Source organism: Serratia sp. TMDUHS_CL (assembly GCF_037137105.1).
GTDB classification, from domain to species: domain Bacteria; phylum Pseudomonadota; class Gammaproteobacteria; order Enterobacterales; family Enterobacteriaceae; genus Serratia; species Serratia nevei.
Genome location: NZ_JBBBDV010000005.1, coordinates 1 through 25,897, shown reverse-complemented (window position 1 = coordinate 25,897; position 25,897 = coordinate 1). Strand labels below are relative to the sequence as shown.

Sequence of the window (25,897 nt, the reverse complement as noted above, 5' to 3'; positions counted from 1 at the left end):
TCCTCAGAGCCGGTCGATAATGGCAGCGCCCATCAACCGGTTCTTACATCACGTAATGCGACAAAATTACTGAGCAGCTCATGTGTTTCGACCAGCGGCAGACCGACCACCGCGTGATAACTCCCGGTTATCGTTCTGACGAAACAACCACCCTTTCCTTGAATTCCATAGGCGCCCGCTTTATCCATCGGTTCGCCCGTAGCAATATAGTCGCGGATATCCTGTTGTGACAGGCTGCGGAACGTCACGTCGGTCACCACCAACTGGCAGCGCACGTCGTGGCGATCGGCGATCGCCACCGCCGTCATCACCTGATGCTGTTTGCCGGACAGGGCCGCCAGCATATCCGCCGCATGGGCTTCGTCGCGCGGCTTCTCCAGCACCCGGCCGTTGAGCACCACGATGGTGTCGGCGCCCAGCACCGGCCGATCTTCCTGCGCCAACGCTACACCCGCTTTGGCCTTGTCCTGCGCCAGGCGGCGCACATAGGCTTCGGCGGCTTCGCCTTCCCGGCGCTGCTCTTCGGTATGCGTCAGCAGAATGTCGAACGACACGCCCAACAGGGTCAGCAGTTCACGTCGACGTGGGGAGCCGGAGGCCAGATAAAGCGAAGTCATTGAGATACCCTTACTGTACGGCGAACTGACGGCGGATTTTGCGCATCAACAGGAACAACCACGGCCACAAAATGCCGTTTACCACACTACTCCAGAACACCTCTGGGCGGAAAGAGACGTTGATCACTAAAAACTCAGCCCAGAACACCACCACGTCCATCGACAGCGACAGCAGCACGACGATCAGCGCCTGTTGCCACAGCGCCATATTGCGGAACAGTTGGAATTTGAACGCCACCAGGTAGGCGATGATACCCAGCGCCAGCGCGCGCACGCCCAGCGTGGAGCCGAGGATCAGATCCATGATCAACCCCAGCACGAAGCCGGTGCCGACGTTGACCCGGTGCGGCAAGGCCATTACCCAGTAGATCAGGATCAACACCAGCCAGGAAGGCCGGAACATGTAGATTTGCTCCGGCCACGGCATGATTTGCAGCACCAACGCCACCAGGAACGACAGCCAGATTATCCAGCGCCCGTGGCTGCGGTAGCTGTTCATTGCACCACTCCCGCCGCGGCAGGCTGAGCTTGAGGCTGGGCAGACGCCGGAGCGGCGGTTTGCGGCGCCACGCCGGTAGCCGGAGCCGGCAGCTGAGGCCCGACCGAACCGGCAGGCGGCAGCACCTGCGGCATCATCTGCATCAGGCGTTCATTGGCCACGCGGTGCACTTCGTCCGGCGGCAGCGGCATGTCGCCGTTGCGATCGGCGCCCCACAGCAGCAGCAGGTAGCGCAAGCGCTGCAGACCGGCGGTCGGCCGCGCCTGAATCACGGTGTAAGCGCGCTGGTTGTCGACCTTGACCGAGGAGACCACCGCCACCGGATAGCCTTCCGGGAAGCGGCCGCCGAGGCCGGAGGTCACCAGCACGTCGCCAACGCGGATATCGGTATTGTTCGGCAGGTGCTCCAGCTGCAGATCGTCGGCGCAGCCGCTGCCTGCGGCGATCACCCGAATATCGTTGCGCAGCACCTGGATCGGCAGCGCGTGCGAGGCATCGCAGATCAGCAGCACGCGGCTGGTGACTTTCGCCACCGCCACCACCTGACCGACCACGCCCTTGTCGCTGATCACCGGCTGGCCTTCATAGACGCCGTTGTCCGACCCTTTGTCGATCACCACCTGATCGCTGTACGGATCGGAACCGGTGGAGATGACCTGGGTCACCATCTTGTGTTCGTCCTGGCGCAGCGGGGAACCCAGCAGCTCGCGCAAGCGGGCGTTTTCCTGCTTGAATTGGCCAAGAAGAAGAATATCGCTGTTTTTCAGCAGCAGTTCCTGCCGCAGAGCTCGGTTTTCCAGCTCCAGCTGTTGGCGGGTAGCCAGCGTTTCTGACACGCTGTCCAAAACTTTACGCGGCCCGTTGGCCAGAAAATAGAAAGGGCTGACTGCGGTGTCCATGTAGTTGCGTATCTTCACGAACGTGCCGAGCCGGCTGTCAGCAACGATCAGGCCAATGGCCGCGATCACCGCCAAAAAAAGTCGCAGTTGCAGGGAAGGCCCCCTGCTAAAAATCGGCTTCATAAATTATGCGAGTTCCTCGACAACAGAAAGAGGAACCGTACCCGATTTTCGCTGTGCGCATTCATCCGATACGATTCCTCCTTCCAGGGGCTGACTATTCTTCGCTGAACAAATCGCCGCCGTGCATGTCGATCATTTCCAACGCCTTGCCGCCACCGCGCGCCACGCAGGTCAACGGATCTTCCGCCACCACGACCGGAATGCCGGTTTCTTCCATCAGCAGGCGATCGAGGTTGCGCAGCAGCGCGCCGCCACCGGTCAAGACCATGCCACGTTCGGAAATGTCGGAGGCCAATTCTGGCGGGCACTGCTCCAGCGCAACCATCACCGCGCTGACGATGCCGGTCAGCGGCTCTTGCAGGGCTTCGAGGATTTCATTGGAGTTCAGGGTAAAGCCGCGCGGTACGCCTTCGGCCAGGTTACGGCCGCGGACTTCGATTTCGCGCACTTCGTCGCCCGGATAGGCAGAACCGATTTCGTGCTTGATGCGCTCGGCGGTCGCTTCGCCGATCAGCGAGCCGTAGTTACGGCGCACATAATTGATGATGGCTTCATCGAAGCGGTCGCCGCCGATGCGCACGGAAGAGGAGTACACCACGCCGTTCAGCGAGATCACCGCCACTTCCGTGGTACCGCCACCGATATCCACCACCATGGAACCGGTCGCTTCGGAAACCGGCAGACCTGCGCCGATCGCCGCCGCCATCGGCTCTTCAATCAGGAACACTTCACGCGCGCCGGCCCCTTGGGCGGACTCGCGGATAGCGCGGCGTTCAACCTGGGTTGCGCCGACCGGCACACAGACCAGCACACGCGGGCTTGGGCGCATGAAGCTGTTGCTGTGAACCTGTTTGATAAAGTGCTGCAGCATTTTTTCGGTCACGAAGAAGTCGGCGATTACGCCGTCTTTCATCGGGCGAATAGCCGCGATGTTGCCGGGGGTGCGGCCCAGCATCTGTTTGGCGTCATGACCGACGGCCGCTACGCTCTTTGGGGAGCCGGCACGATCCTGGCGAATGGCAACCACCGAAGGTTCATTCAGTACGATGCCTTGCCCTTTAACATAAATCAGGGTATTGGCGGTACCCAAGTCGATGGACAAGTCGTTGGAAAACATGCCACGAAATTTCTTAAACATAACGAAAGGATAATCCTGCAAGCTGGGGGCGGAAAATAAAATCCGCCTACTTTACCAACCACACGAAGCAGCGACAAGGCGCAAAAACGTTCTACTTCGGTGAAAAATAGTCTGTATTGTTTCTGCTCGAATGCACGGAAATTGGATGAGGCCTGAATTCCCTGAACAAAGGCTCAGTTTACCACCCTGTCAACGCACGAAACGGCGTAACACAGCTCATAAAATCTAACATATTCCCTGATTGCCGCCGATGGTAAGCACCTACCAACGTCAACCAGATAAAAGCTGACAAGAGCCTATCTCAAATAGGCGTCGTTGTCGCAGGCAGATTGGAGAAAACTCCAAAATGACGGGTGACATGGCCCAGATGGATCCGGCGCTCATTCTACGTCAATTTTTGTCCGGCAATCAGCTTAAACACGATAACGACGTGAATATTTTTTACGCCCCACGTCGATCGGTTCCGGCGACGCGAAAAAGTCGCCCTGCCCGCCGTGAATACCACGCTCTTTCAGCGTCTGCCACTCGTTGCGCGTGCGTACGCTGGCGGCGAACACCTGCGCGTGCGTGCCCGCGCAGGCGCCGGTGAGGCTCTGCACGAACAGCTGATTCTCGTCCCGCTTATCGATACTCCGCACCAGCCCCGGGTGGAGCTTGACGATCTCCACCTGCAACGACTTGATATAGGACGTACTGACCACGGTTAAACCCGCTTTGGACACCGCGAGGCGGCAGCCCAGCCCTGACAGCAACTTCAGTACCGGACGCAAACGGTCGATATGTTGACACACATCTGCCTCCGCAAGTTCAATCAGAATTCGTCGACGCTGACTTTTTTCGCACTGCAACAGCGTATCGCGCAGCCAGCGCTGGAAAGAACGCTGCAAAATCGAGTCGACGCACAGCGGAAACGCCAGCGTTTCCTCAGGCCATTGCGCCAGCAAGGGGATGATGCGGCTCACCTGTTGGCGATCGTAACTCTCCGCCAACCCCAGCTGCTGCACCAGCGGCATATATTCCGCCGGCAGCAACTCCTGGGAGCCGTCATAAATCCGGCTCATGATCTCAAGATGGTGTACCTCGCCTGCCACGGTCACCGCCGGTTTCTGATACAGCCGCGGGCCGCCGCGCGCCAGTACCTGTTCCAGCAACGTGCGCCACTTGACGCTGCCGCGCCCCTTTTCCGGCACCTGGCTGTCGTACACATACCAGCCGTTTTCTCCCTGCAGCGTCGCGTGGCGCGTCGCCTGCTCCGCGTAATCGATCACCTGCTCCGTGGTTTGGCCGCTGCGGTACGCCACGATGCCGATGTGCAGGAAGGCCTCACGATCGATCAGCGCCGTGGAAGGCAAGGCATCGATGGCGTTGACCAGCTGTGACGCGATGCCGTCGGCCTCCTTCAGGGTTCGATGCGGCAACAGCACGGTAAAATCGCTGTGGAAATAGCGCGCCAGCAGCGCCGAGGGGTAGCGCATCACAAAGGTAGACAGCAGGTTAACCAGCGAATACATCAGCTCCTGGACCGCCACGCTGCCGTGCGTGTCGCGCAGGGTCTCGAAATCGGGCAGCCGCACCATCATCACGATGCCGTGCGAACCTTCGTCTTCCAGCTGAGTGGTCAATTGATTATCGAAGAACAGGCGATTATTCAGCCCGGTTTTGGCGTCCTGCGCGGCGAAGGCGCGGATCAGCGTATCGACCCGGCTGCGCTCTTCCCGCGCTTCCGCCAGATCGGCCAGCAGGCGGTCGAGCGCGCCGCTGACGTTGGCCGGCCACTCACGCACGTCGCCCTGCATGACGTTTTCACGCTCGCCGTTCAGAATGCGCCGCGCGCGTCGTTCCAGGCGATCTTCACCGTCGGCCTGCTCACGCAGCCAGCGCAGGCTGAACAGCAAAACCACCACCATGACGACGATCGACAGCGTGACGGCGGCGGTGGACTGCAACGTGCGCACGTCGCTGGCGAAGGGATCGAGGTAAGTGATGTACAGCGTGCTGCCCGGATGTTGCAACAGGGGGCGCGAGACCTGACGATAGCCGTTCAGCGTATCCCAGGGCTCTTTTTTCAGCGTCGGCAATTTATAGTTGAGAAACTGGCTGGTGCCGGCCTCTACGCGGATCGACACGATGCCGAGCGGGCGCATGACGATCGGCAACCATTTCTCCTGATCGCGCGGCGATTCGTGCAACATGGCCTGATCGAGAGAGGTAACCAGCGAATCAAAGCGACGCTCCTGGCGATCCTGGGTAACGTAAAAGAAGCTGTATGAGCATCCCATCAGCATCAAAAACATCGCCAGCGCGACCAACAGAGTGATCAATGCAGAGAGTTTGGTGGTAAATCGCATCCCTGTGCCTTGTCCGCTATGGTTAAGTGAGTGTTCACCCTTTAGCTAAAAGGGGCCGTCCAACCCTAACAAGCCTTGCTGAAGAATTAAACCTGCAAGCGCCGTTTTTGTCCTTTATCAGGACTTGGGCCGCTTATTATGCATATAGTCAAATAAATGTGATTCAGCCATTGATAGAAAAGTGTAAACGAGAGGAAGAGTGACATGCGTGCACTGTTATTGGAACAACAAGACGACCAAACTCTGGCTCAAATCAAAGATATCGGCAGCGATCGGTTGCCGGAAGGCGATGTCACCGTCGACATCAACTGGTCCAGCCTAAATTATAAGGATGCGCTGGCGATCACCGGCAAAGGCAAGATCGTGCGCAACTTCCCGATGGTGCCGGGCATCGACTTCGCCGGCACCGTGCGCCACAGCCGCGACGATCGCTTCAAAGAGGGGCAAAGCGTGGTGCTCACCGGCTGGGGCGTGGGTGAACATCACTGGGGCGGCCTGGCCGAGCAGGCGCGCGTCTCGGGCGAATGGCTGGTACCGCTGCCGAACGGCCTAGATGAGCGCAAGGCGATGATCATCGGCACCGCCGGCTTTACCGCCATGCTGTGCGTCATGGCGCTGGAGGAAGGCGGCGTGCACCCGGACGACGGCGATATTCTGGTTACCGGCGCCAGCGGCGGCGTGGGCAGCACCGCCATCGCCCTGCTGGCGGCGTTGGGCTATCGGGTGACCGCCATCAGCGGCCGCGATAGCAATACCGACTACCTGAAAGCGCTCGGCGCCAAAGAGGTGATGTCGCGCGATGGCTATATCGACACGCCGCGCCCGCTGGAGAAACAGCTGTGGGCCGGCGCGGTGGACACCGTCGGCGACAAACTGCTGGCGCGGGTGCTGGCGCAGATGAACTATAACGGCACCGTCGCCGCCTGCGGCCTGGCGGGCGGTTATCAGCTGCCGACCACCGTGATGCCGTTCATTCTGCGCAACGTGCGTCTGCAGGGCGTGGATTCGGTACATACGCCGCTGCACCGCCGCCAAACCGCCTGGGAGCGGCTGGCCGGTATTCTGCCGGACAGCTTCTATCAGCAGGCCACGCATGAAATCACCCTCGAGCAGGCGCCGGCCACCGCCGCCGCGCTGCTGAACAACCAAATCACCGGCCGCACCCTGGTGAAAATCCGCTGATCTTCTCCCCCCGGCAACGGGGGTTCACCCGCTTCTGCGAAATTTCATATTTTCCCGCGTCCCCTCGCTTCCTGCCGGCTTTAGCGCCATGCTTATTTCATGGAGACCCATTAGCCGCTCGCAGGCGGCGGGAATCAGTCGCGGAGAACATAAGCATGAACAAACACCCGAAATTGACCGAGGCCGACGTCACGCCGGAGAGCGTGTTCCACCAGCGGCGCAAAGTGCTGCAGGCGCTCGGCATCACCGCCGCTACGCTGGCGCTGCCTACCGGCGCACGGGCGGACCTGCTGTCGTGGTTCAAAGGCAACGATCGCCCCAAGGCGCCGCCGGGCAAAGCGCTGGAATTCAGCAAGCCGGCCGCCTGGCAGGCGCAGCTGGCAATGACGCCGGAAGACAAGGTCACCGGCTACAACAACTTCTATGAATTCGGCCTCGACAAAGCCGATCCGGCCGCCAACGCCGGCGGGCTGAAAACCGAAGGCTGGAAAGTGCGCATCGACGGCGAAGTGGCGAAGCCGATAACGCTGGATATCGACGATCTGATGAAGCGTTTCCCGCTGGAACAGCGCATTTACCGCATGCGCTGCGTCGAGGCCTGGTCGATGGTGGTGCCGTGGATCGGTTTCGAACTGGGCAAACTTCTCAAGCTGGCCGAGCCGAACAGCAACGCGCGCTACGTGGCCTTCCAGACACTGTACGATCCGGAGCAGATGCCCGGCCAGAAAGATCGCTTTATCGGTGGCGGCCTGAAATACCCCTACGTCGAAGGGCTGCGGCTGGACGAGGCGATGCATCCGCTGGCGCTGCTGACCGTCGGCGTGTACGGCAAAACCCTGCCGCCGCAAAACGGCGCGCCGCTGCGGCTGATCACGCCGTGGAAATACGGCTTCAAAGGCATCAAATCGATCGTGCATATCCGTCTGGTGCGCGATCAGCCGCCGACCACCTGGAACCAATCCGCGCCGAACGAGTACGGTTTTTATGCCAACGTGAACCCGCACGTCGATCATCCGCGCTGGTCGCAGGCCACCGAGCGCTTCATCGGCTCCGGCGGCATTCTCGACGTCAAACGCCAACCGACGCTGCTGTTCAACGGCTATGCCGATCAGGTGGCGTCGCTGTATCGCGGCATGGATTTGCGGGAGAATTTCTAAGTGCGCCTGACGCCTGTTCATATCAAATGGCTGAAAGCCGCCCTGCATCTGGCGGCGTTTTTGCCCTTTCTGTGGTTGGTGCTGGCAGTGGATCAAGGCTGGTTCAGCGCCGATCCGTCCAAGGACATCCAACATTTTACCGGCAGGATGACGCTGAAACTGCTGCTGGCCACGCTGATGATCGCCCCGCTGGCGCGCTACGCCCGCCAGCCACTGCTGATCCGCTGCCGCCGTCTGGTGGGGCTGTGGTGCTTTGCCTGGGGCACGCTGCACCTGATAAGCTACTCCACGCTGGAGCTAGGGCTGAGCAACCTCGGCCTGCTGGGCAGCGAGCTGGTGAACCGACCTTACCTGACGCTCGGCATCCTCACCTGGCTGATCCTGCTGGCGCTGGCGGCCACCTCGACGCTGTGGGCGATGCGCAAACTGGGCGCCAAATGGCAAATGTTGCACAACTTCGTCTATCTGGCAGCGATCCTCGCCCCCATCCACTACCTGTGGTCGGTCAAAACGTTTTCCCCCCAGCCGTTCATCTACGCGCTGCTGGCGGTGGCGCTGTTGGGCCTGCGTTACAAGAAATTCCGCGCCTGGTGGCGCTGAATCACGCGGCGGCACGCGTTATTGTCGTTGAAAAACACGCGCCGCCGGCCGGAACTTTTTCTGTGTTCCAGCGCTCATATTCCTGTCACGGATCCCCGAGTTCGTCGATTTGGGGTTGAATATCTTCGCTGATAAGACCAGTATTTAGCTGCGAATTGCTACGATATCGTTATAATGCCCGACCTTGTTTCTGTTCTCAGGGTGAATTGGCCCCTTAACAGGTGACAAATCGATAACATCGGGTTATTTTCTACGATGATGGTTTTATTGCCGGAGATACCAGCACAATGGCGGATAAGTTTCACATTTTGCTTCTGAACGGCCCCAATCTCAATCTGCTGGGGACGCGTGAGCCGGAGAAGTACGGCAGCACGACGCTGACAGAGATTGTTAACGGATTGGAAAACCAGGCATCCGCATTGGATATTACCCTGAGCCATCTGCAATCCAACGCCGAGCATCAGCTGATCGATCGCATTCATCAGGCGCGCGGCAACACCGATTTCATTCTGATAAACCCGGCGGCGTTCACGCATACCAGCGTGGCGCTGCGCGATGCGCTGCTGGCGGTGCAGATCCCGTTCATCGAGATCCACCTGTCCAACGTGCACGCCCGCGAACCTTTCCGCCATCACTCCTATCTCTCAGACGTGGCGGTAGGCGTGATTTGCGGCCTCGGCGCGGATGGCTACGCTTTCGCTTTACAGGCAGCGGTTAACCGTCTGTCAAAAACCCACTAATTGCTCCACAAAAAGAGTACGGAATCACACTCATGGATATTCGTAAAATCAAGAAACTGATCGAACTGGTTGAAGAATCAGGCATTTCTGAACTGGAAATCTCTGAAGGCGAAGAATCGGTTCGCATCAGCCGTGCCGCACCGGCGCAGGCTTACCCTGTCATGCAACAGGCCTATGCGATGCCGGCACAGCAGCAGCCGGCCCTGGCTGCCGCCGTTGCTACCGCACCTGCGGCAGAAACCCCGGCGGCACCGGCGGCCATGAGTGGCCACGTCGTTCGTTCGCCAATGGTAGGCACCTTCTACCGCACCCCAAGCCCGGACGCGAAAGCCTTCGTGGAAGTGGGCCAGAAAGTGAACGCCGGCGATACCCTGTGCATCGTTGAAGCCATGAAAATGATGAACCAGATCGAAGCGGACAAGTCCGGCGTCGTGAAAGCCATCCTGGTGGAAAACGGCCAGCCGGTCGAATATGACGAGCCGCTGGTCGTCATCGAATAACGAGGCGCCCCCATGCTTGATAAAATTGTTATCGCCAACCGCGGCGAGATCGCGCTTCGCATCCTGCGTGCCTGTAAAGAACTGGGCATCAAGACCGTTGCGGTTCACTCCGCGGCCGACCGCGATCTGAAACACGTGCTGCTGGCCGACGAGACCGTCTGCATCGGTCCTGCGCCATCGGTAAAAAGCTACCTGAACATCCCGGCCATCATCTCGGCGGCGGAAATCACCGGCGCCGTGGCGATCCACCCGGGCTACGGCTTCCTGTCCGAGAACGCCGACTTCGCCGAGCAGGTTGAACGCTCCGGCTTCATCTTCATCGGCCCGAAAGCCGAAACCATCCGCCTGATGGGCGACAAGGTTTCCGCGATCAACGCCATGAAGAAAGCCGGCGTGCCTTGCGTACCGGGCTCCGACGGCCCGCTGACCGACGACATGGATAAAAACCGTGCCTTCGCCAAGCGCATCGGTTATCCGGTGATCATCAAGGCGTCCGGCGGCGGCGGCGGTCGCGGCATGCGCGTCGTGCGCAGCGACAAAGACCTTGAGCAGTCCATCAACATGACGAAAGCGGAAGCCAAAGCGGCTTTCAACAACGACATGGTGTACATGGAAAAATACCTGGAGAATCCGCGCCACATCGAGATTCAGGTATTGGCCGACGGCCAGGGCAACGCCATCTATCTGGCTGAGCGCGACTGCTCCATGCAGCGCCGCCACCAGAAAGTGGTCGAAGAAGCGCCGGCACCGGGCATCACCAGCGAAATGCGCCGTTACATCGGCGAGCGCTGCTCGAAAGCCTGCGTGGAAATCGGCTACCGCGGTGCGGGTACCTTCGAGTTCCTGTATGAAAACGGCGAGTTCTATTTCATCGAAATGAACACCCGTATTCAGGTCGAGCACCCGGTTACCGAAATGATCACCGGCGTGGATCTGATCAAAGAGCAGCTGCGCATCGCTGCCGGTCAGCCGCTGTCGATCAAACAGGAAGAAGTGAAGATCCACGGCCACGCGGTAGAATGCCGTATCAACGCCGAAGATCCGAACACCTTCCTGCCGAGCCCGGGCAAGATTACCCGCTTCCACGCGCCAGGCGGTTTCGGCGTGCGTTGGGAATCTCATATCTACGCCGGTTATACCGTACCGCCGTACTATGACTCCATGATCGGCAAACTGATCACCTTCGGCGAAAACCGTGACGTGGCGATTGCCCGCATGAAAAACGCCCTGGCTGAACTGATCATCGACGGCATCAAAACCAACGTTGAGCTGCAGCAGAAGATCATGAACGACGAAAACTTCCAGCACGGTGGCACCAACATCCACTATCTGGAGAAGAAGCTGGGCCTGCAGGAAACCTAAGCAGGCATGCAGCATCGTCTGACGAAAGGCCGGTTAATCACCGGCCTTTTTCTTTGGCGCTACCGCCAGTAACGGCTTGGCAAAACGCCGTCATGCCGTAAAATTCCCTACCTTTGATGAATCCATCACCGTAAACCTATGGGAGACACGGATGGACAAACGTTTTATTCAGGCGCACCGCGAAGCGCGTTGGGCGCTGGGGCTGACGCTGCTCTACCTGCTGGCCTGGGGGCTGGCGGCCTACCTGCCGGACAGCGCTATCGGCGTCACCGGCCTGCCGCACTGGTTCGAAATGGCCTGCCTGCTGGTGCCGCTGCTGTTCATCGGCCTGTGCTGGCTGATGGTGCGCACGGTGTTCCGCGACATTTCGCTGGAGGACCGCAATGCAAACTGAAGTGATCCTGCCGCTGGTCGCCTACCTGTTGCTGGTATTCGGCCTGTCGGTGTACGCCTACAGCCGCCGCCAGAGCGGGAATTTCCTCAGCGAATACTTCCTCGGCAACCGCTCGATGGGCGGCTTTGTGCTGGCGATGACCCTGACCGCCACCTACATCAGCGCCAGTTCGTTTATCGGCGGCCCCGGCGCCGCCTACAAATACGGCCTGGGCTGGGTGCTGCTGGCGATGATTCAGCTGCCGGCGGTGTGGCTGTCGCTCGGCGTGCTGGGCAAGAAATTCGCCATCCTGGCGCGGCGCTACAACGCCATCACCCTCAATGACATGCTGTATGGCCGCTACCAAAGCCGCCTGCTGGTGTGGCTGGCCAGCCTCAGCCTGCTGGTGGCGTTCCTCGGCGCCATGACGGTGCAGTTTATCGGTGGCGCCCGCCTGCTGGAGACCGCCGCCGGCATTCCCTACGACACCGGCCTGCTGATCTTCGGCATCAGCATCGCGCTGTACACCGCCTTCGGCGGCTTCCGCGCCAGCGTGCTGAACGACGCCATGCAGGGGCTGGTGATGCTGCTCGGCACCGTGTTGCTGCTGGTGGCGGTGATCCACGCCGCCGGCGGACTGGACAGCGCGGTGAACAAGCTGCAGCAGATCGATCCGGCGCTGGTGTCGCCGCAGGGCGGCGATCAGATCCTCAGCCTGCCGTTTATGGCGTCGTTCTGGATCCTGGTGTGCTTCGGGGTGATCGGCCTGCCGCACACCGCCGTGCGCTGTATCTCCTACAAGGACAGCAAGGCGGTGCATCGCGGCATTCTGCTCGGCACCGTGGTGGTGGCGGTGCTGATGTTCGGCATGCACCTGGCCGGCGCGCTCGGCCGCGCGGTGTTGCCGGATCTCAAGATCCCCGATCAGGTGATCCCGACGCTGATGATCACCGTGCTGCCGCCGTATGCCGCCGGGATCTTTTTGGCGGCGCCGATGGCGGCGATCATGTCGACCATCAACGCCCAGCTGCTGCAATCCTCCGCCACCATCATCAAGGATCTCTACCTGGGCGTGCGGCCGCAGCAGATCCACAACGAGCGGTTGATCAAGCGCTTCTCCAGCCTGACCACGCTGATCCTCGGCCTGCTGGTGCTGCTGGCGGCCTGGCGACCGCCGGAGATGATCATCTGGCTCAACCTGCTGGCTTTCGGCGGGCTGGAGGCGGTGTTCCTGTGGCCGTTGGTGCTGGGCCTGTATTGGGAACGCGCCAATGCTCAGGGAGCGCTTAGCTCAATGGTGTCGGGTGCGGTATGCTATACGCTATTGGCCAGCTTCAACCTGCAGCCGGCGGGGCTGCACCCTATCGTGCCTTCGCTGTTGCTCAGCCTGTTGGCGTTTTATCTCGGTAACGTCGTCGGCGAAAAGCGCCGGGCGGCGTCATCATTACCCTCTTGAAGAGAATTGCTATGCCTTGGATCCAACTCAAACTGAACACCACCGGTAGCCAGGCGGAAGACCTGAGCGACGCGCTGGTGGAAAGCGGCGCCGTGTCGGTGACCTTCCAGGACACCCACGACAACCCGGTGTTCGAACCCTTGCCGGGTGAAACCCTGCTGTGGGGCGATACCGACGTGATCGGCCTGTACGACGCGGAAACCGATATGGCCGAGGTGGTGGCGATGCTGGAACAGCACCCGCTGCTGGGCGCCGGTTTCCGTCACAAGATAGAACAGCTGGAAGACAAGGACTGGGAGCGCGAGTGGATGGACAACTTCCACCCGATGCGCTTCGGCGAGCGCTTGTGGATCTGCCCGAGCTGGCGTGACGTGCCGGATCCCGACGCGGTCAACGTGATGCTCGATCCGGGCCTGGCGTTCGGCACCGGCACCCACCCGACCACGGCGCTGTGCCTGCAGTGGCTGGACGGCCTCGATCTGGCCGGCAAAACCGTTATCGACTTCGGCTGTGGCTCCGGCATCCTGGCAATCGCAGCCCTGAAGCTGGGTGCAGCGCGCGCTATCGGCATCGACATCGATCCCCAGGCCATTCAGGCCAGCCGCGACAACGCGCAGCGTAACGGCGTTTCTGAGCGTCTGGAGCTGTATCTGCCGAAAGACCAGCCGGCGGACCTGCTGGCTGACGTGGTGGTCGCCAACATCCTCGCTGGCCCGCTGCGCGAGCTGGCGCCCCTGATCGGCTGCCTGCCGAAGGCCGGTGGTCATCTGGGGCTGTCCGGCGTGCTGGCCAGCCAGGCGAGCAGCGTTGCGCAAGCCTACGAAGAGAAGTTCACGCTTGACCCGGTCGCCGAGCGCGAAGAGTGGTGCCGCATCACCGGCCGCCGCAAGTAAGCGTCACGACCTATTGCCCCCTCATCCGCCGGCCCTGCGCCGGTGGATTTTTTTTGTCCGGCGATCGGCCTGCGGGCGAGACAAAATTTTATGCAATTTTTCGCCGCTCAACGATGGATCGCCCTGACAATGCGCCTTCCAGACAGGCTATCTCGGCAAAAAACGCGGGTGAATGCAGATAATATTCTGCACAAAGGCGAATATTTTGCCGCACACAAAATAAGCACTTTTCGTCAACTTATTGTAAAATATATATAATATTTTCATAGATCACCGCGTAGCGCATTTTTCGTCCTAATATCGGGCCAATTGGTTAAAGTTTGGCCTTTCATCTCGACGCAAAAATGCGTAATATACGCGCCCTTGCGGACACAGTATGGTCACTCTTTGTCTATGCGCATTGGACACCACCAGCTTACTAATTGCCTGATTGCGGCCCCGATGGCCGGTATTACAGATCGCCCGTTCAGAACCCTCTGTCATGCAATGGGTGCTGGGATGGCTGTATCCGAAATGCTCTCCTCCAACCCGGAGGTGTGGCGGACGGATAAGTCGCGTCTGCGTATGGTGCATAGCGATGAACCAGGGATCCGCTCCGTGCAGATTGCCGGATGCGATCCTGATGATATGGCCGCCGCCGCGCGTATCAACGTGGCCAGCGGCGCGCAGATCATCGACATCAATATGGGATGCCCTGCCAAAAAAGTGAACCGGAAGCTTGCCGGGTCCGCCTTGTTGCAGTACCCGGATCTGGTAAAACGGATCCTCCACGCGGTGGTTGACGCGGTGGATGTGCCGGTAACGCTGAAGATTCGCACCGGCTGGGCGCCAGAGCATCGTAACTGTGTAGAGATTGCCCAACTGGCCGAAGACTGTGGTATTCAGGCCCTGACGATTCACGGCCGAACCCGCGCCTGTCTGTTTAACGGCAACGCGGAATACGACAGCATTCGGGCAGTTAAGCAGAGTGTTTCCATTCCGATTATCGCGAATGGGGATATTACTGACCCGCATAAAGCCAGAGCAGTGCTCGACTACACCGGGGCCGACGCCCTGATGATAGGCCGCGCTGCTCAGGGGAGACCCTGGATCTTCCGGGAAATCCAGCATTATCTGGACACTGGGGAGCTGCTGCCGCCGCTGCCGCTTGGCGAGGTGAAGCGCTTGTTGATTGGGCACATTCGGGAATTGCACGGCTTCTATGGCCAAGGCAAGGGATTCCGGATTGCTCGTAAGCACGTGTCCTGGTATCTCCAGGAACACGCTCCGAATGACCAGTTTCGGCGCACATTCAACGCCATAGAGGATGCCAGCGAACAGCTGGAGGCGTTGGAGGCATATTTCGAAAATCTTAGCGTAAAAAAAGAGCTGACAGAACTATGTTCGAACAACGCGTAAATTCTGACGTACTGACCGTTTCTACCGTTAACTCACAAGATCAGGTGACTCAAAAGCCTCTGCGTGACTCGGTTAAACAAGCACTGAAGAACTATTTTGCTCAACTGAACGGTCAAGACGTAAATGACCTGTATGAGCTGGTACTGGCTGAAGTTGAACAGCCACTGTTGGACATGGTGATGCAATACACCCGTGGCAACCAGACCCGCGCAGCCCTGATGATGGGCATCAACCGCGGCACGCTGCGCAAGAAGCTGAAAAAATACGGCATGAACTGATACTAGTCAGTTAACGTGTTGAAAAGGCGCTTTATCTCATTTGATAAGCGCCTTTTTCTTTTTCTGGCCTGTGCCTACATTGGCGGGGCTTTGCGCGGAATGCGCTTATCAATATATCCGGCAATGAAATAGCAAATACCCGCCACGCCCGCGATCATCACGTAGCGCTTCCACCCGTCCAACTCCACGCTCAGGCTATCCAGCCCGCTCAACACCACAAACACCAGCAGACCCAAAATAACCGATGCTCTGCCTGTCCAGGTGGGTGAGGGTGTCAATAAACGCCTTATCCAACGGGGTCTCATAGGGCTTCCTTCTTGCTTGCGATTGAGTCGCCAATCGATGAAGGATACTCTCACGTTTTAATCAGGGCGACAAAGCACGACATCGGCACGGTGGATTGCAACCATAAAAAAAGGCCGGAAACCCGGCCCTCTTGATGTGATGATAGCAAATTATTCGGTCGCTTTGTTCTTGAGGCTTTCCGCCCCTTGCTTGGTCTTATCCCAAGCCTTCTCCGTACCCTGTTTGGTGGAGTGCCAGGCCTTTTGCGAACCTTCGCTCACTTTGCTGCCGACGCTGTCGCTCTTGCCTTCGGCGGCGTGCTTGGCTTTCAGCTTCAGCTCTTCACCCTTGTCCTGAGACTGGTGCAGCTTTTCTTTGGCGGTATCCGCCCCTTTATGCGCCTCAGCGACAACCTCGTTGCTGGCGTGAGCGGCGGTGTCGGTCGCGGTCTCAGCGGCGAACACCGGGGAAGCGAGCAGCAGTGCAGACAAGGCAATGATTGATTTCTTCATAAGTCCCTCTTTTCTCAGATACGTGCCATTCGTCATGAAACAAGATGGCATGAAACGCCCCTTGAACGATTTAAGAATAGGACTAAAACCAAAAAAATCGATATAAAATTTTATTAAAAATAAATTTCTCATTTTTTTATGCCGTTCGAGCGAATCCCGGTCAAAAAGCACGAAAACGTTAAATTTTTCCTGTCACAAAACTATAATTTGTATGAATTTTTAACAAGCATTAACAGGGATGGATTCTATGGTTGCCGCGATCATTATCGGCATTTTCATCGTCAGCTTCTTCTACGCGCACTCCCGCGGCAAAGAGAAACAAAAGGTTACCCGCCAACTGTTCGATCACTCCACCTTTATGGGGCCGATCAACATGTTTATGACCGGTTTCTCCCGTTTGCCCGCCAAACAGCCCTATTTCGACGAAAAAGGCTTCCCGGAGCTGCAGACGCTGACCGACAACTGGCAGGTGATCCGCGAAGAAGCGGTGCGCCTGCAGGATCACATCAAAAAGGCGCAGTCGCACAACGATGCCGGCTTCAACACCTTCTTCAAACGCGGCTGGAAACGTTTCTATCTGAAATGGTACAGCGACAGTCACCCTTCGGCGCAGACGCTGTGCCCGCAAACCGTCGAGCTGCTCAACCGCATCCCGTCGGTCAAGGCGGCGATGTTCGCCGAGCTGCCGCCCGGCAGCCATTTGGGTAAACACCGCGACCCTTACGCCGGCTCGGTGCGCTATCACCTGGGGCTGATGACGCCCAACGACGATCGCTGCTTCATCGAAGTGGATGGCGAACAGCACAGCTGGCGTGACGGCGAGGCGGTGATCTTCGACGAAACCTACGTGCACTGGGCGCAGAACGACACCGACCAGACGCGCATCATTCTGTTTTGCGACGTCGAGCGGCCGATGAAGTGGCGCTGGGCGCAGGCGGTCAACCACTGGGTCGGCTCTACGCTGATGTCGGCGGCCAGCTCGCCGAACGACGACCAGGACCGCACCGGCGGCATCAACCGCATCTTCAAATACGTCAACGCGGTGCGCGATGCCGGTCAGCGCCTGAAAGCACGCAACCGCCGCGGTTACTACCTGCTGAAATGGCTGGTGATCGCTGCAATCTTCGCCGCGATTATCATTCCCAGCCTATAAAACGCGCCAATCTTCAACTTAGGGGCAACGCGAATGAGAATATTCGCATGCCCCTATTCCGCTATCCCCCTTACTCTGTGGTAACATAAGCATTCCTAGAGCCGCCTCCGCTGGCCAACAGCTATCCCTCCGAAGCCTGATAGCAGCGCAAACCGCCCTTCGAATGTAAAGATTTAGTCAATTATGGAATCTGACTAAACCCTGGCCGTCCCCGGGTGTCTGAGTAGTTGTATCGCTATCGAGTGGATCCTTTATGCGCTACAGGTTGCTACCCCCTAACGCATAAACGAGCTGCTATGAAACGCCAAAAGAGATTTCAACTTTCCTTGCTACACCCGCGCTACTGGCTGACCTGGTTCGGCCTCGCTCTGCTGTTCCTGCTGGTACAGCTCCCCTATCCGCTGCTTTACCGTTTGGGGGTATGGATGGGGCGCACCTCGATGCGTTTTCTCAAGCGTCGCGTCACCATTACCCGTCGCAACCTCGAACTGTGCTTCCCCGAGATGGACGAAGCGCAGCGCGAGCGCAAAGTGGTGGGCAACTTCGAGTCCCTCGGCATGGGCCTGCTGGAAACCGGCATCGCCTGGTTCTGGTCGGATAAACGCGTCAAACGCTGGTTTAACGTCTCCGGCATCAACCACCTCAAAATGGCGCAGCGTGACGATCGCGGCGTGCTGGTGATCGGCGTGCACTTTATGTCGCTGGAGCTGGGCGGCCGGGCCATGGGCCTGTGCCAACCGATGATGGCGATGTACCGTCCGCACAACAACAAGGCGATGGAGTGGGCGCAGACCAAGGGCCGCATGCGTTCCAACAAGGCGATGATCGATCGCAAGGACTTGCGCGGCATGGTGCATGCGCTCAAGCGCGGTGAGGCAGTATGGTTCGCGCCGGATCAGGACTACGGCCCGCGCGGCAGCGTATTCGCGCCGCTGTTCGCCGTCGATCAGGCCGCCACCACCAGCGGCACCTTCATGCTGGCGCGCATGGCCAACCCGGCGCTGGTGCCGGTGGTGCTGATCCGCCGCGAAGGCGGCCGCGGCTACGACCTGCTGATCCAGCCGGCTCTGGAAGATTATCCGCTCAGCGATGAACAGGCGGCGGCGGCTTACATGAACAAAGTGATCGAGAAAGAGATCATGCGGGCGCCGGAGCAATATCTGTGGCTGCACCGCCGTTTCAAAACCCGACCGGTCGGCGCACCGTCGCTGTACTGAACCTCTTCCTTTCCGGCCCGGCTGACGCCGGGCTTTTTTGTGCGCAGCGTTTAAAAAATCTGCGGTTCACGATCCCGCTTTCCTGTAATCTCCTTTTTTACCCGCACAGGAAAGGAAATGATGAAAGCTCAAGTCCGCATTGCTCTGGTCGGTGATTACACCCCGCAAGCCGTGGCCCATCAGGCCATCCCCGTAGCGCTCCGGCTCACCGCCGCCCACCTCGATATCGACGTGCAGCCCCAGTGGCTACCGACCGAAACGTTGACCTCCCCCGACGTCCTGCAAGATTTCGACGCCATCTGGGTGGTGCCGGGCAGCCCGTATCGTCACGACGACGGTGCCTTTATGGCGATCCGTCATGCGCGGGAAAACGACGTGCCGTTCCTCGGCTCCTGCGGCGGTTTTCAATACGCGATCGTCGAGTACGCCCGCAACGTGATGGGCTGGCACGACGCCGGTCATGCGGAAACCGACAGCGGGGGCCGGCTGGTGATCGCTCCGCTTAGCTGCTCGCTGGTGGAAAAAACCGGCGACATCGTTTTTCAGCCTGACACCCGCGTCGCACGGGCCTACCGCAGCCTGAACACCCATGAAGGCTACCACTGCAACTTCGGCGTCAATCCGGAATTCGTCGCCGATCTGCAACGCTTCCCGCTGATCATTAGCGGCCACGACAGCGAAGGCGACGTGCGCGCCATCGAACTGCCGGGCCGGCGTTTTTACGTCGCCACGCTGTTCCAGTCGGAACGCGCCGCGCTGCGCGGCGAGCTATCGCCGCTGGTGGTGGAGCTCGTCAAAACCGCCGCCAACGGGTAAAAAAAAAAGCCCTCTTGCGAGGGCTTTCTCATCGAAGACATCCCACCGGCTTACGCCTGTCCGAGCTCGCGCAACGCCAGATTGAAGTGTTGCCCCAGCTCACGCCGATGAACCGGATGCTCCATCATCGACACATGGTCGCCGTTGACCTGGCTGACGCGGACGGTCGCCGGCGGCAGCAGCTTATCCCATCCCAACGCGGAAGCGTCTTCGCGGCAATATCCCGCCTGCTTGATCTTCTGCCAATACGCCTGGAACTGTGCGTTCTGCGAATTGACGGAAACCTGCTCCTGCTTCGCCTTGAACAGATGGATTTTCAGCGATGCGGGCTGCACCAGGGTCGCTTCCACCAGTTTGGCGTAGTGGTGCCGCTGCTGCCAGAGCGCCGCCTCGTCGGCCACTTCCTCACGCTGAGTCTTGATCCCGGCGCGTTGCACGGCCGCAATCGCCTCCGGCAACGGCAGCTCAGCCAACTGCTGACAGAACTGCGGATCCGGCCTTTCCTGCGTTGACTCCACCCAGTTCAGCAACAGCTGGACCGGGCTGTGCATCGCCGCCACCGGCCGCAACGTGTCGATCAACCCCAGGAAAGCGACCGCTTCCCCGGCCGATTGCAGCTGCTCGGCGATGGCATAGGCCAACACCCCGCCGGAAGAGTACCCCGCCAGATGGTATGGCCCCTGCGGCTGCACTTCGCGAATCAACGCCACGGCGCTGGCGGCCATATCGGACATGGTGGCCGGCTTCTCCTCCACCGCCGGCCACGGCACGGCGTAGACCGGGAAGGTCTCGTCGATCTCCTTGGCCAATTCAAACACGTAGGAGTGGTCACCAAAGCCGGTCGGGACGAAGAACAGCGGCGGCCGGCTGCCGCTGCTGCGAGCCGGCACCGCTTTACGCAGCGGAGCCTCGGCGGTGCGACGATCTATCCGCTCGGCCAGCTCGGCCAATATCGGATGGTTGAAGATCGCCTGTACCGGCAAGGTGATGCCTTGCTGACGCAGCTGGCTGGAAAGACGCACCGCCAGCAGCGAATGGCCACCGAGCTCGAAGAAATTGTCGTGACGCCCTATCTGGCCAATCTCGAGCAGCTCACACCATACCCGCGCCAGCGTCGTTTCGGTCTCCCCCTGAGGCGCCGCATACTCCCGAGTGCCGACTGCCGCGCGCTCCGGCTCCGGCAAGGCGCGCCGATCCAGCTTGCCGTTGGCGGTCAACGGCAGCGCATCCAGCCAGACATAAGCCGACGGCACCATGTACTCCGGCAAACGTTCGCTCAGATAGGCCCGTAGCTGTCCCTGCAACGCGCTGCGGTCAACGTCGGCCGTCGGTACGATCCAGGCGACCAGGCGCGGATGATGTTCCGTCGAACAAACCTGCACCACCGCTTCCCGCACCCACGGGCTCGCCGCCAGCTGCACCTCAATCTCGCCCGGTTCGATGCGGAACCCGCGCAGCTTGATCTGCTGATCGCATCGCCCCTGGTATTCAAGACTGCCGTCCGGCAAATAACGCGCCAGATCGCCGGTGCGATACATGCGGCCGCCACCGAGCGGATTGAACGGATCGCTCAGGAAGCGCTGTGCCGTCAGTTCCGGTCGGTTCAGGTAGCCCAACGCCACCCCCACGCCGCCGATGTGCAATTCCCCCACCGCCCCCATCGGCACCGGGCGCCCGCGGGCGTCCAGCAAGTAAGCGCGGGTATTGCCGATCGGTTTCCCAATCGGCAAGCGCGCCTCCCCTTCAGCCCGCTCGATACGTGCCGTTGTCGCAAAGGTGGTGGTCTCCGTCGGCCCATAGGCATGGATCAGGTGCACCGGCCCCCGCTCTTGCAACAGCCGCGCATAAGCGCCCGGATCCTCTTTCTCCCCTCCGCTAATCAGATATTTCAACTGCGCCAGTGCGCCGCTGATGCTGTGCACATACTGATTGAACAGCGCGGTAGTCAAGAACAGCGTGGTGATGCGATGGCGTTGCAGTTCGGCCGCCAGACGCTCGGCCTCCATCATCACCTCCGGCGCGATCACCACCAGCGCACCGCCATTCAACAGGGCGGCCCAAACCTCCATCGTGCTGGCATCAAATGCCGGGTTGGCGGCAAAGGCGATGCGGTCGTCGGCGTCAAAGGCGGCGTAGCGGTTGTTGCGCACCAGACGCGTGATCCCCTGGTGCGGCGTCATGACGCCTTTCGGCGTACCGGTCGAGCCGGAGGTATACATGATGTAGGCCGTCGCGCCGCTCGACACGCGCAACGCCGGGTTACCGACATGACCTTCAGCTTCGCGATCCTCGACCGTCAGCTGCGGAATGCCTTCGTCGCCGACGGCGTCCGTCAGCATCAGGCAGGCGCCGCTGTCATCGGCGATCCACGCCTGGCGCGCGGCCGGCAGTTGCGGATCGATAGGGACATACGCCGCCCCGGCCTTGATTACCGCCAATTGGGCGCAGACCAGTTCGATGCTGCGCGCCAGCCGCACCGCGACCCGGTCGCCCGGTTGTACGCCGCGCTCAATCAGCCGATGCGCCAACCGGTTGGCGCGCGCATTCAACTGTGCGTAGCTGAGCCGTTGCGCATCCTGAATCAAAGCGATGGCCTGCGGCGTCTGCCGCGCCTGCTGTTCAAACAGTTCGTGCACGCAGGTATCCGCCGGGTAAGCTTCCGCCGTATGATTCCAGCGGCACAGCTGCAGCGCATACTCTTCATCCGGCATCACCTCCAGTTCGCAGACCGGTGTCTGAGGCGCCTGCTCCAATGCCTGCGCCAATGCGCTCAACGCCTGCGCCATATAGCCGCACACGCGCTGCGCTTCAATCGGCTGCCTGACCTGCGCCGTCAGGCCCAGCGAATCACCGCCATCCTCGACCGACAGCACGAACGGATAGTTGGTACGTTCCTGGCTATCGAGCAGCGTCACGCCGGTCGGCAATGCGGTGTCCTCGCCGCTGTTATGCCGGTAGTTCAGCAGGGCACTGAACAGCGGCGTGCCTGCGGCGACGCCGCTGCAGCGCTGCGCCAACGCCAGCGGCGCATGCTCATGGGCCAGCAGCCCGCTCAGCCGGATGTGCGCCTGCAACACCGCCGATTCCGCGCCGACCTCGTTGACATCCAGCCGTAGCGGCAGAGTATTGATAAACAATCCGAGCGCCCGTTCCGCCCCGTCTCCGGCCTGCATGCGGCCCAACAATACGGTGCCGAACACCACCTCATCGCGGCCGGTAGCGCGCGCCAACACCTGCGCCCAGGCCAGGTGGCACAGGCTGGCCAGGCTGACGCCCAGCCGCCGCGCCTGCCGCCGCAGCTGTTGGTTGAGCGTATGCGGTAAGGCCAGGTGCGCCGTCGAGATATCCCGCCCTTCGCCATGCACGTCGCTCAGGCCGAACGGCAACGACGGTTCATCGATATCCGCCAGCATAGTGCGGAAGAACTGTTCGTGTTCGGCCTTGCTGACGCCGAGCCTTGCCTGCGCCACCGCGTTGCGGAACGGCGGCGCCTTGGCCAGTTCGTCCCCGCGCCCGGCCAGGATCAGGTTGATCTCCTCCTGCATCACCGCCAGGGTCGAGTGGTCGCCGATCAGGTGATGCCACTGCTGGAGCACGCACCAACTGCCTTCTTCCCCCTGTGCGGCGACAAAGTTCAGCAACGGGGCGCGCGTCAGGTCAGGCCGCACGCGGCGCGGATCAAACAACGCCGTCAGCCGCGAACCGATCTCGCCCTCCGCCGGATTGAGCCGCAGTTCGCGCAGCGACAACTCGGCCTTGCGCCACACCACCTGCACCGGCGATGACACGCCCTGCGTGATGAACGCGGTGCGCAGAATGTCATGGCGATCGATCACCTGCTGCATCGCCGCCAGCCAGGCGTCCAGGCGCGCACGGCTGTCGAAACGCAGCACCGCGGACAGCTGGTACGGGTCGCCCCGTTCCGCCAGCAGATGGTGGAACAAAATCCCCTCCTGCAGCGGCGACAAGGCGTAGATGTCCTGTACGTTGGCCACGCCGCCCGGCACCTGCGCTACCACCGCGTCGATCTCCGGCTGGCTCAGCGTCGCCAGCGGCAACATCTCCGGCGTAATGGCTACGCAGCCCGGTAGGATACCGTTGGCCGGCACGCTCACTTCTTGCTGCGTGACCAACGTCTGCGCCAGCGTTGACAGCGTCGGCGCGGTGAACAGCGTTTGCACCCCGGCGCTCAGCCCGACACGGCGCAGCTGCGCCATCAACTTCACCGCCAGCAGCGAGTGGCCGCCCAATTCGAAGAAGTTATCGTGGCGCCCGACCCGCTCAAGGCCCAGCAGCTCGCGCCAGATCCCCGCCAGCAGCGTTTCCAGTTCGCCTTCAGGTTCGGCGTAAACCTCACGCACGTAGGCGTCCTCCTGCGGCTCAGGCAGCGCGCGCCGATCCAGTTTGCCGTTCGGCGTCAGCGGTAGCGTATCCAGCGCCACCCAGGCCGCCGGCAGCATAAACTCCGGCAACATCCCCGCCAGATACTGTCGCAGCGTCACCGCCAACGTCTGGCGATCCGCGTCAGCCTCCGGCACCACCCAGGCCACCAACCGCTTAGTGTCCGCTTCGCCGAGGACATCCACCACCGCTTCGCGCACCGCCGGGTGACCGGCCACTCGCGCCTCGATCTCACCGCATTCGATGCGGAAGCCGCGAATTTTCACCTGCCGATCGTTGCGTCCCAGGTAGTCGATATTGCCGTCCGGCAGATAGCGCGCCAGATCGCCGGTGCGGTACATCCGCTCGCCTGGGTTAAACGGATCCGCCAGGAATCGCTCTGCCGTTAACTCTGCGCGGTTGAGATAACCCAGCGCCACTCCGGGGCCGGCGATGTAGATCTCGCCGGTCGCGCCGAGCGGCACCGGTTGCCCGTGCTCATCCAGCAGATAAATCCGGGTATTGCCGATCGGCCGCCCGATAGGCAAGCGCTGCCAGGGATCCACCCGCTCGATCGTGGCCGTCGTGGCGAACACCGTACACTCGGTCGGCCCATAACCGTTGATCAGCCGTACCGGCCCGGCCTCTTTCAGCATGCGGGCAAAGGCGTGCGGATCCGCCGCTTCACCGCCGCTCAGCAGATATTTCAACTGCGCCAGCGTCGCGGCGATGCTATGGACATATTGGTTAAACAACGAGGTGGTCAGGAACAAGACGTTAATCCCTTGCCGCACCAGCGCCGCCGCCAACGCCTCGGCCTCCGTCAATACTTCCGGCGCAATGATCGCCAGACTGGCGCCATTCAACAGGGCTCCCCACATTTCCAGCGTACTGGCGTCAAACGCCGGATTGGCGGCGAAAGCGAAGCGATCGCCGCGTTCAAACGACGCAAAACGGTTGTTGATCGCCAGCCGGAGGATGCCTTGATGCGTCACCATGACGCCTTTAGGCGTACCGGTCGAGCCCGAGGTATACATGATGTAGGCCGGCGCGTCGCCGGCGCGAGGCACCGCCGGATCGTGGGTCGGATTCTGCCGCAGTCGATCGATACGCAGGCATGCGATCTCGCCGGCTATCTCGCGGTCGAGATCGCGATCGCACAGGATCAACGACGCCCCGCTGTCGCCGATGATCCACGCCTGCCGCGCAACGGGCAGGTGCGGATCGAGCGGCACATAAGCAGCCCCCGCCTTGAGGATCGCCAGCTGAGCGATGACCAGAGAAACGCTGCGTTCAAGCGACGTGGCCACGCGATCGCCTGGGCGCACGCCCTGTGCGATGAGTTGGTGCGCCAGTTGGTTGGCGTGGGCGTTCAATTGGGCATAGCTCAGGCTGTCCCGATCGTTCACCACCGCAACGGCGTCCGGCGTGCGCTGCGCCCACTGTTCAAACAGGACGTGGGCACTGCTCTGCGCCGGATAAACTTCCGCGGTTCGGTTCCAGCCGTACAACAACAGTTCGCGCTCGGCAGCCGGCAGCAGATCGAGATGCGACGCAGGCTGCGTAGCATTTGTCGCCATCGCCCGCAACACCTGCACCAGGTAAACGCCGTAACGCTCGGCGGTAGCGCGGTCGAACAGCGCGGTGGCGAAGTTCAGCGTCCCGCTGATTTGCTCATCGCGCTCCGCCAGATCGAGCGTCAAATCATACTTGGCGATCTGATAGCCCAACTCGGCACTCTCGGCCTGCAGCCCAGGCAGCGAGATATCGCGCACCGAGCCGTCCTGCCAGGCCAGCATCACCTGGAACAGCGGGGTATAGCCCAGGTGGCGCGGCGGATTGACCAGCTCCACCACCTGCTCGAACGGCAGATCGCGATTTTCCCGTGCCGCCAGCACCGCATGGCGGATCCGCGCGATCAGCGTCGGCAGATCCGGATCGTCGCGAAGATCGATGCGCAGCGCCAGCGTG

At 60.6% G+C, this 25,897-nt stretch carries 22 protein-coding genes; 14 read left to right on the top strand and 8 right to left on the bottom strand.

All coding sequences use genetic code 11. From position 1 onward, the window contains the following. Positions 1-32 precede the first annotated feature (32 nt). The 5 genes from WCL58_RS11505 to csrD all read right to left on the bottom strand — a co-directional run bounded on the left by WCL58_RS11505 (position 33) and on the right by csrD (position 5,624). Complete coding sequence (locus WCL58_RS11505; protein ID WP_004936921.1) at positions 33-617, bottom strand: Maf family protein; 585 nt, start codon at positions 615-617, stop codon at positions 33-35. 10 nt (positions 618-627) lie between these two features. Further along, positions 628-1,116, bottom strand: coding sequence for a rod shape-determining protein MreD (mreD, locus tag WCL58_RS11500; protein WP_004936918.1), 489 nt, complete (start codon positions 1,114-1,116; stop codon positions 628-630). After that, complete coding sequence (mreC, locus tag WCL58_RS11495; RefSeq protein WP_060440962.1) at positions 1,113-2,138, bottom strand: rod shape-determining protein MreC; 1,026 nt, start codon at positions 2,136-2,138, stop codon at positions 1,113-1,115. The genes mreD and mreC overlap by 4 nt, the downstream gene beginning before the upstream one ends. Before the next feature lie 94 nt (positions 2,139-2,232). Beyond that, positions 2,233-3,276, bottom strand: a complete 1,044-nt coding sequence (mreB, locus tag WCL58_RS11490) for a rod shape-determining protein MreB (protein WP_003855260.1) — start codon at positions 3,274-3,276, stop codon at positions 2,233-2,235. Positions 3,277-3,689: 413 nt separating this feature from the next. Next, the gene (gene csrD, locus WCL58_RS11485; RefSeq protein ID WP_060440961.1) at positions 3,690-5,624 is read right to left on the bottom strand and encodes an RNase E specificity factor CsrD; all 1,935 of its coding nucleotides are present in this window, start codon (positions 5,622-5,624) and stop codon (positions 3,690-3,692) included. A gap of 204 nt (positions 5,625-5,828) precedes the next feature. Between csrD and acuI the strand changes: the two genes are divergently transcribed. The 11 genes from acuI to fis all read left to right on the top strand — a co-directional run bounded on the left by acuI (position 5,829) and on the right by fis (position 15,563). Continuing rightward, positions 5,829-6,806, top strand: a complete 978-nt coding sequence (gene acuI / locus WCL58_RS11480; protein ID WP_047729768.1) for an acrylyl-CoA reductase (NADPH) — start codon at positions 5,829-5,831, stop codon at positions 6,804-6,806. 155 nt (positions 6,807-6,961) lie between these two features. After that, the gene (gene msrP, locus WCL58_RS11475) at positions 6,962-7,963 is read left to right on the top strand and encodes a protein-methionine-sulfoxide reductase catalytic subunit MsrP (RefSeq protein WP_047729767.1); all 1,002 of its coding nucleotides are present in this window, start codon (positions 6,962-6,964) and stop codon (positions 7,961-7,963) included. Continuing rightward, complete coding sequence (gene msrQ, locus WCL58_RS11470; RefSeq protein ID WP_047729766.1) at positions 7,964-8,563, top strand: protein-methionine-sulfoxide reductase heme-binding subunit MsrQ; 600 nt, start codon at positions 7,964-7,966, stop codon at positions 8,561-8,563. A gap of 287 nt (positions 8,564-8,850) precedes the next feature. Continuing rightward, complete coding sequence (gene aroQ, locus WCL58_RS11465) at positions 8,851-9,303, top strand: type II 3-dehydroquinate dehydratase (RefSeq protein ID WP_004936891.1); 453 nt, start codon at positions 8,851-8,853, stop codon at positions 9,301-9,303. A 32-nt stretch (positions 9,304-9,335) separates the two neighbouring features. Then, positions 9,336-9,803 (top strand): acetyl-CoA carboxylase biotin carboxyl carrier protein, encoded by a 468-nt coding sequence (gene accB / locus WCL58_RS11460; RefSeq protein WP_038879746.1) that lies wholly within the window; start codon positions 9,336-9,338, stop codon positions 9,801-9,803. Positions 9,804-9,815: 12 nt separating this feature from the next. After that, on the top strand, positions 9,816-11,165 hold the full coding sequence (gene accC, locus WCL58_RS11455) for an acetyl-CoA carboxylase biotin carboxylase subunit (RefSeq protein WP_004936886.1): 1,350 nt from the start codon (positions 9,816-9,818) through the stop codon (positions 11,163-11,165). Positions 11,166-11,316: 151 nt separating this feature from the next. Then, positions 11,317-11,559 (top strand): YhdT family protein, encoded by a 243-nt coding sequence (locus WCL58_RS11450; RefSeq protein WP_141972330.1) that lies wholly within the window; start codon positions 11,317-11,319, stop codon positions 11,557-11,559. Next, positions 11,549-12,994, top strand: a complete 1,446-nt coding sequence (gene panF, locus WCL58_RS11445; protein ID WP_084827484.1) for a sodium/pantothenate symporter — start codon at positions 11,549-11,551, stop codon at positions 12,992-12,994. The genes WCL58_RS11450 and panF overlap by 11 nt, the downstream gene beginning before the upstream one ends. An 11-nt stretch (positions 12,995-13,005) precedes the next feature. Continuing rightward, positions 13,006-13,887, top strand: coding sequence for a 50S ribosomal protein L11 methyltransferase (gene prmA, locus WCL58_RS11440; RefSeq protein ID WP_033636181.1), 882 nt, complete (start codon positions 13,006-13,008; stop codon positions 13,885-13,887). 393 nt (positions 13,888-14,280) lie between these two features. Further along, positions 14,281-15,285 carry a tRNA dihydrouridine synthase DusB gene (gene dusB / locus WCL58_RS11435; RefSeq protein WP_025304426.1) on the top strand — a complete coding sequence of 335 codons (1,005 nt, stop codon included), beginning with the start codon at positions 14,281-14,283 and terminating at the stop codon, positions 15,283-15,285. Then, positions 15,267-15,563, top strand: coding sequence for a DNA-binding transcriptional regulator Fis (gene fis / locus WCL58_RS11430; protein ID WP_000462905.1), 297 nt, complete (start codon positions 15,267-15,269; stop codon positions 15,561-15,563). Before dusB ends, fis begins: the two co-directional genes overlap by 19 nt. 74 nt (positions 15,564-15,637) lie before the next feature. Here fis and WCL58_RS11425 read toward each other — a convergent pair whose 3' ends face one another. Both WCL58_RS11425 and WCL58_RS11420 read right to left on the bottom strand, forming a co-directional pair. After that, positions 15,638-15,868, bottom strand: coding sequence for a hypothetical protein (locus WCL58_RS11425; RefSeq protein WP_127554754.1), 231 nt, complete (start codon positions 15,866-15,868; stop codon positions 15,638-15,640). Between the two features lie 150 nt (positions 15,869-16,018). Then, positions 16,019-16,360 carry a hypothetical protein gene (locus WCL58_RS11420; protein ID WP_016930249.1) on the bottom strand — a complete coding sequence of 114 codons (342 nt, stop codon included), beginning with the start codon at positions 16,358-16,360 and terminating at the stop codon, positions 16,019-16,021. 247 nt (positions 16,361-16,607) lie between these two features. Here WCL58_RS11420 and lpxO point away from each other — a divergent pair, with 247 nt between their 5' ends. The 3 genes from lpxO (at position 16,608) to WCL58_RS11405 (ending at position 19,546) form a co-directional block, all read left to right on the top strand. Continuing rightward, a complete protein-coding gene (lpxO, locus tag WCL58_RS11415) occupies positions 16,608-17,513 on the top strand; it encodes a lipid A hydroxylase LpxO (protein ID WP_060424607.1) in 906 nt (301 codons plus the stop codon). 296 nt (positions 17,514-17,809) lie between these two features. Continuing rightward, positions 17,810-18,730, top strand: coding sequence for a kdo(2)-lipid IV(A) palmitoleoyltransferase (gene lpxP / locus WCL58_RS11410; RefSeq protein ID WP_141960368.1), 921 nt, complete (start codon positions 17,810-17,812; stop codon positions 18,728-18,730). 117 nt (positions 18,731-18,847) lie between these two features. Next, complete coding sequence (locus tag WCL58_RS11405) at positions 18,848-19,546, top strand: CTP synthase C-terminal region-related (seleno)protein (RefSeq protein ID WP_443005004.1); 699 nt, start codon at positions 18,848-18,850, stop codon at positions 19,544-19,546. Between the two features lie 50 nt (positions 19,547-19,596). Here the strand turns inward: WCL58_RS11405 and WCL58_RS11400 are convergent. Further along, the coding region (locus tag WCL58_RS11400; protein ID WP_336851168.1) for an amino acid adenylation domain-containing protein at positions 19,597-25,897 on the bottom strand (6,301 nt) is incomplete at its 5' end.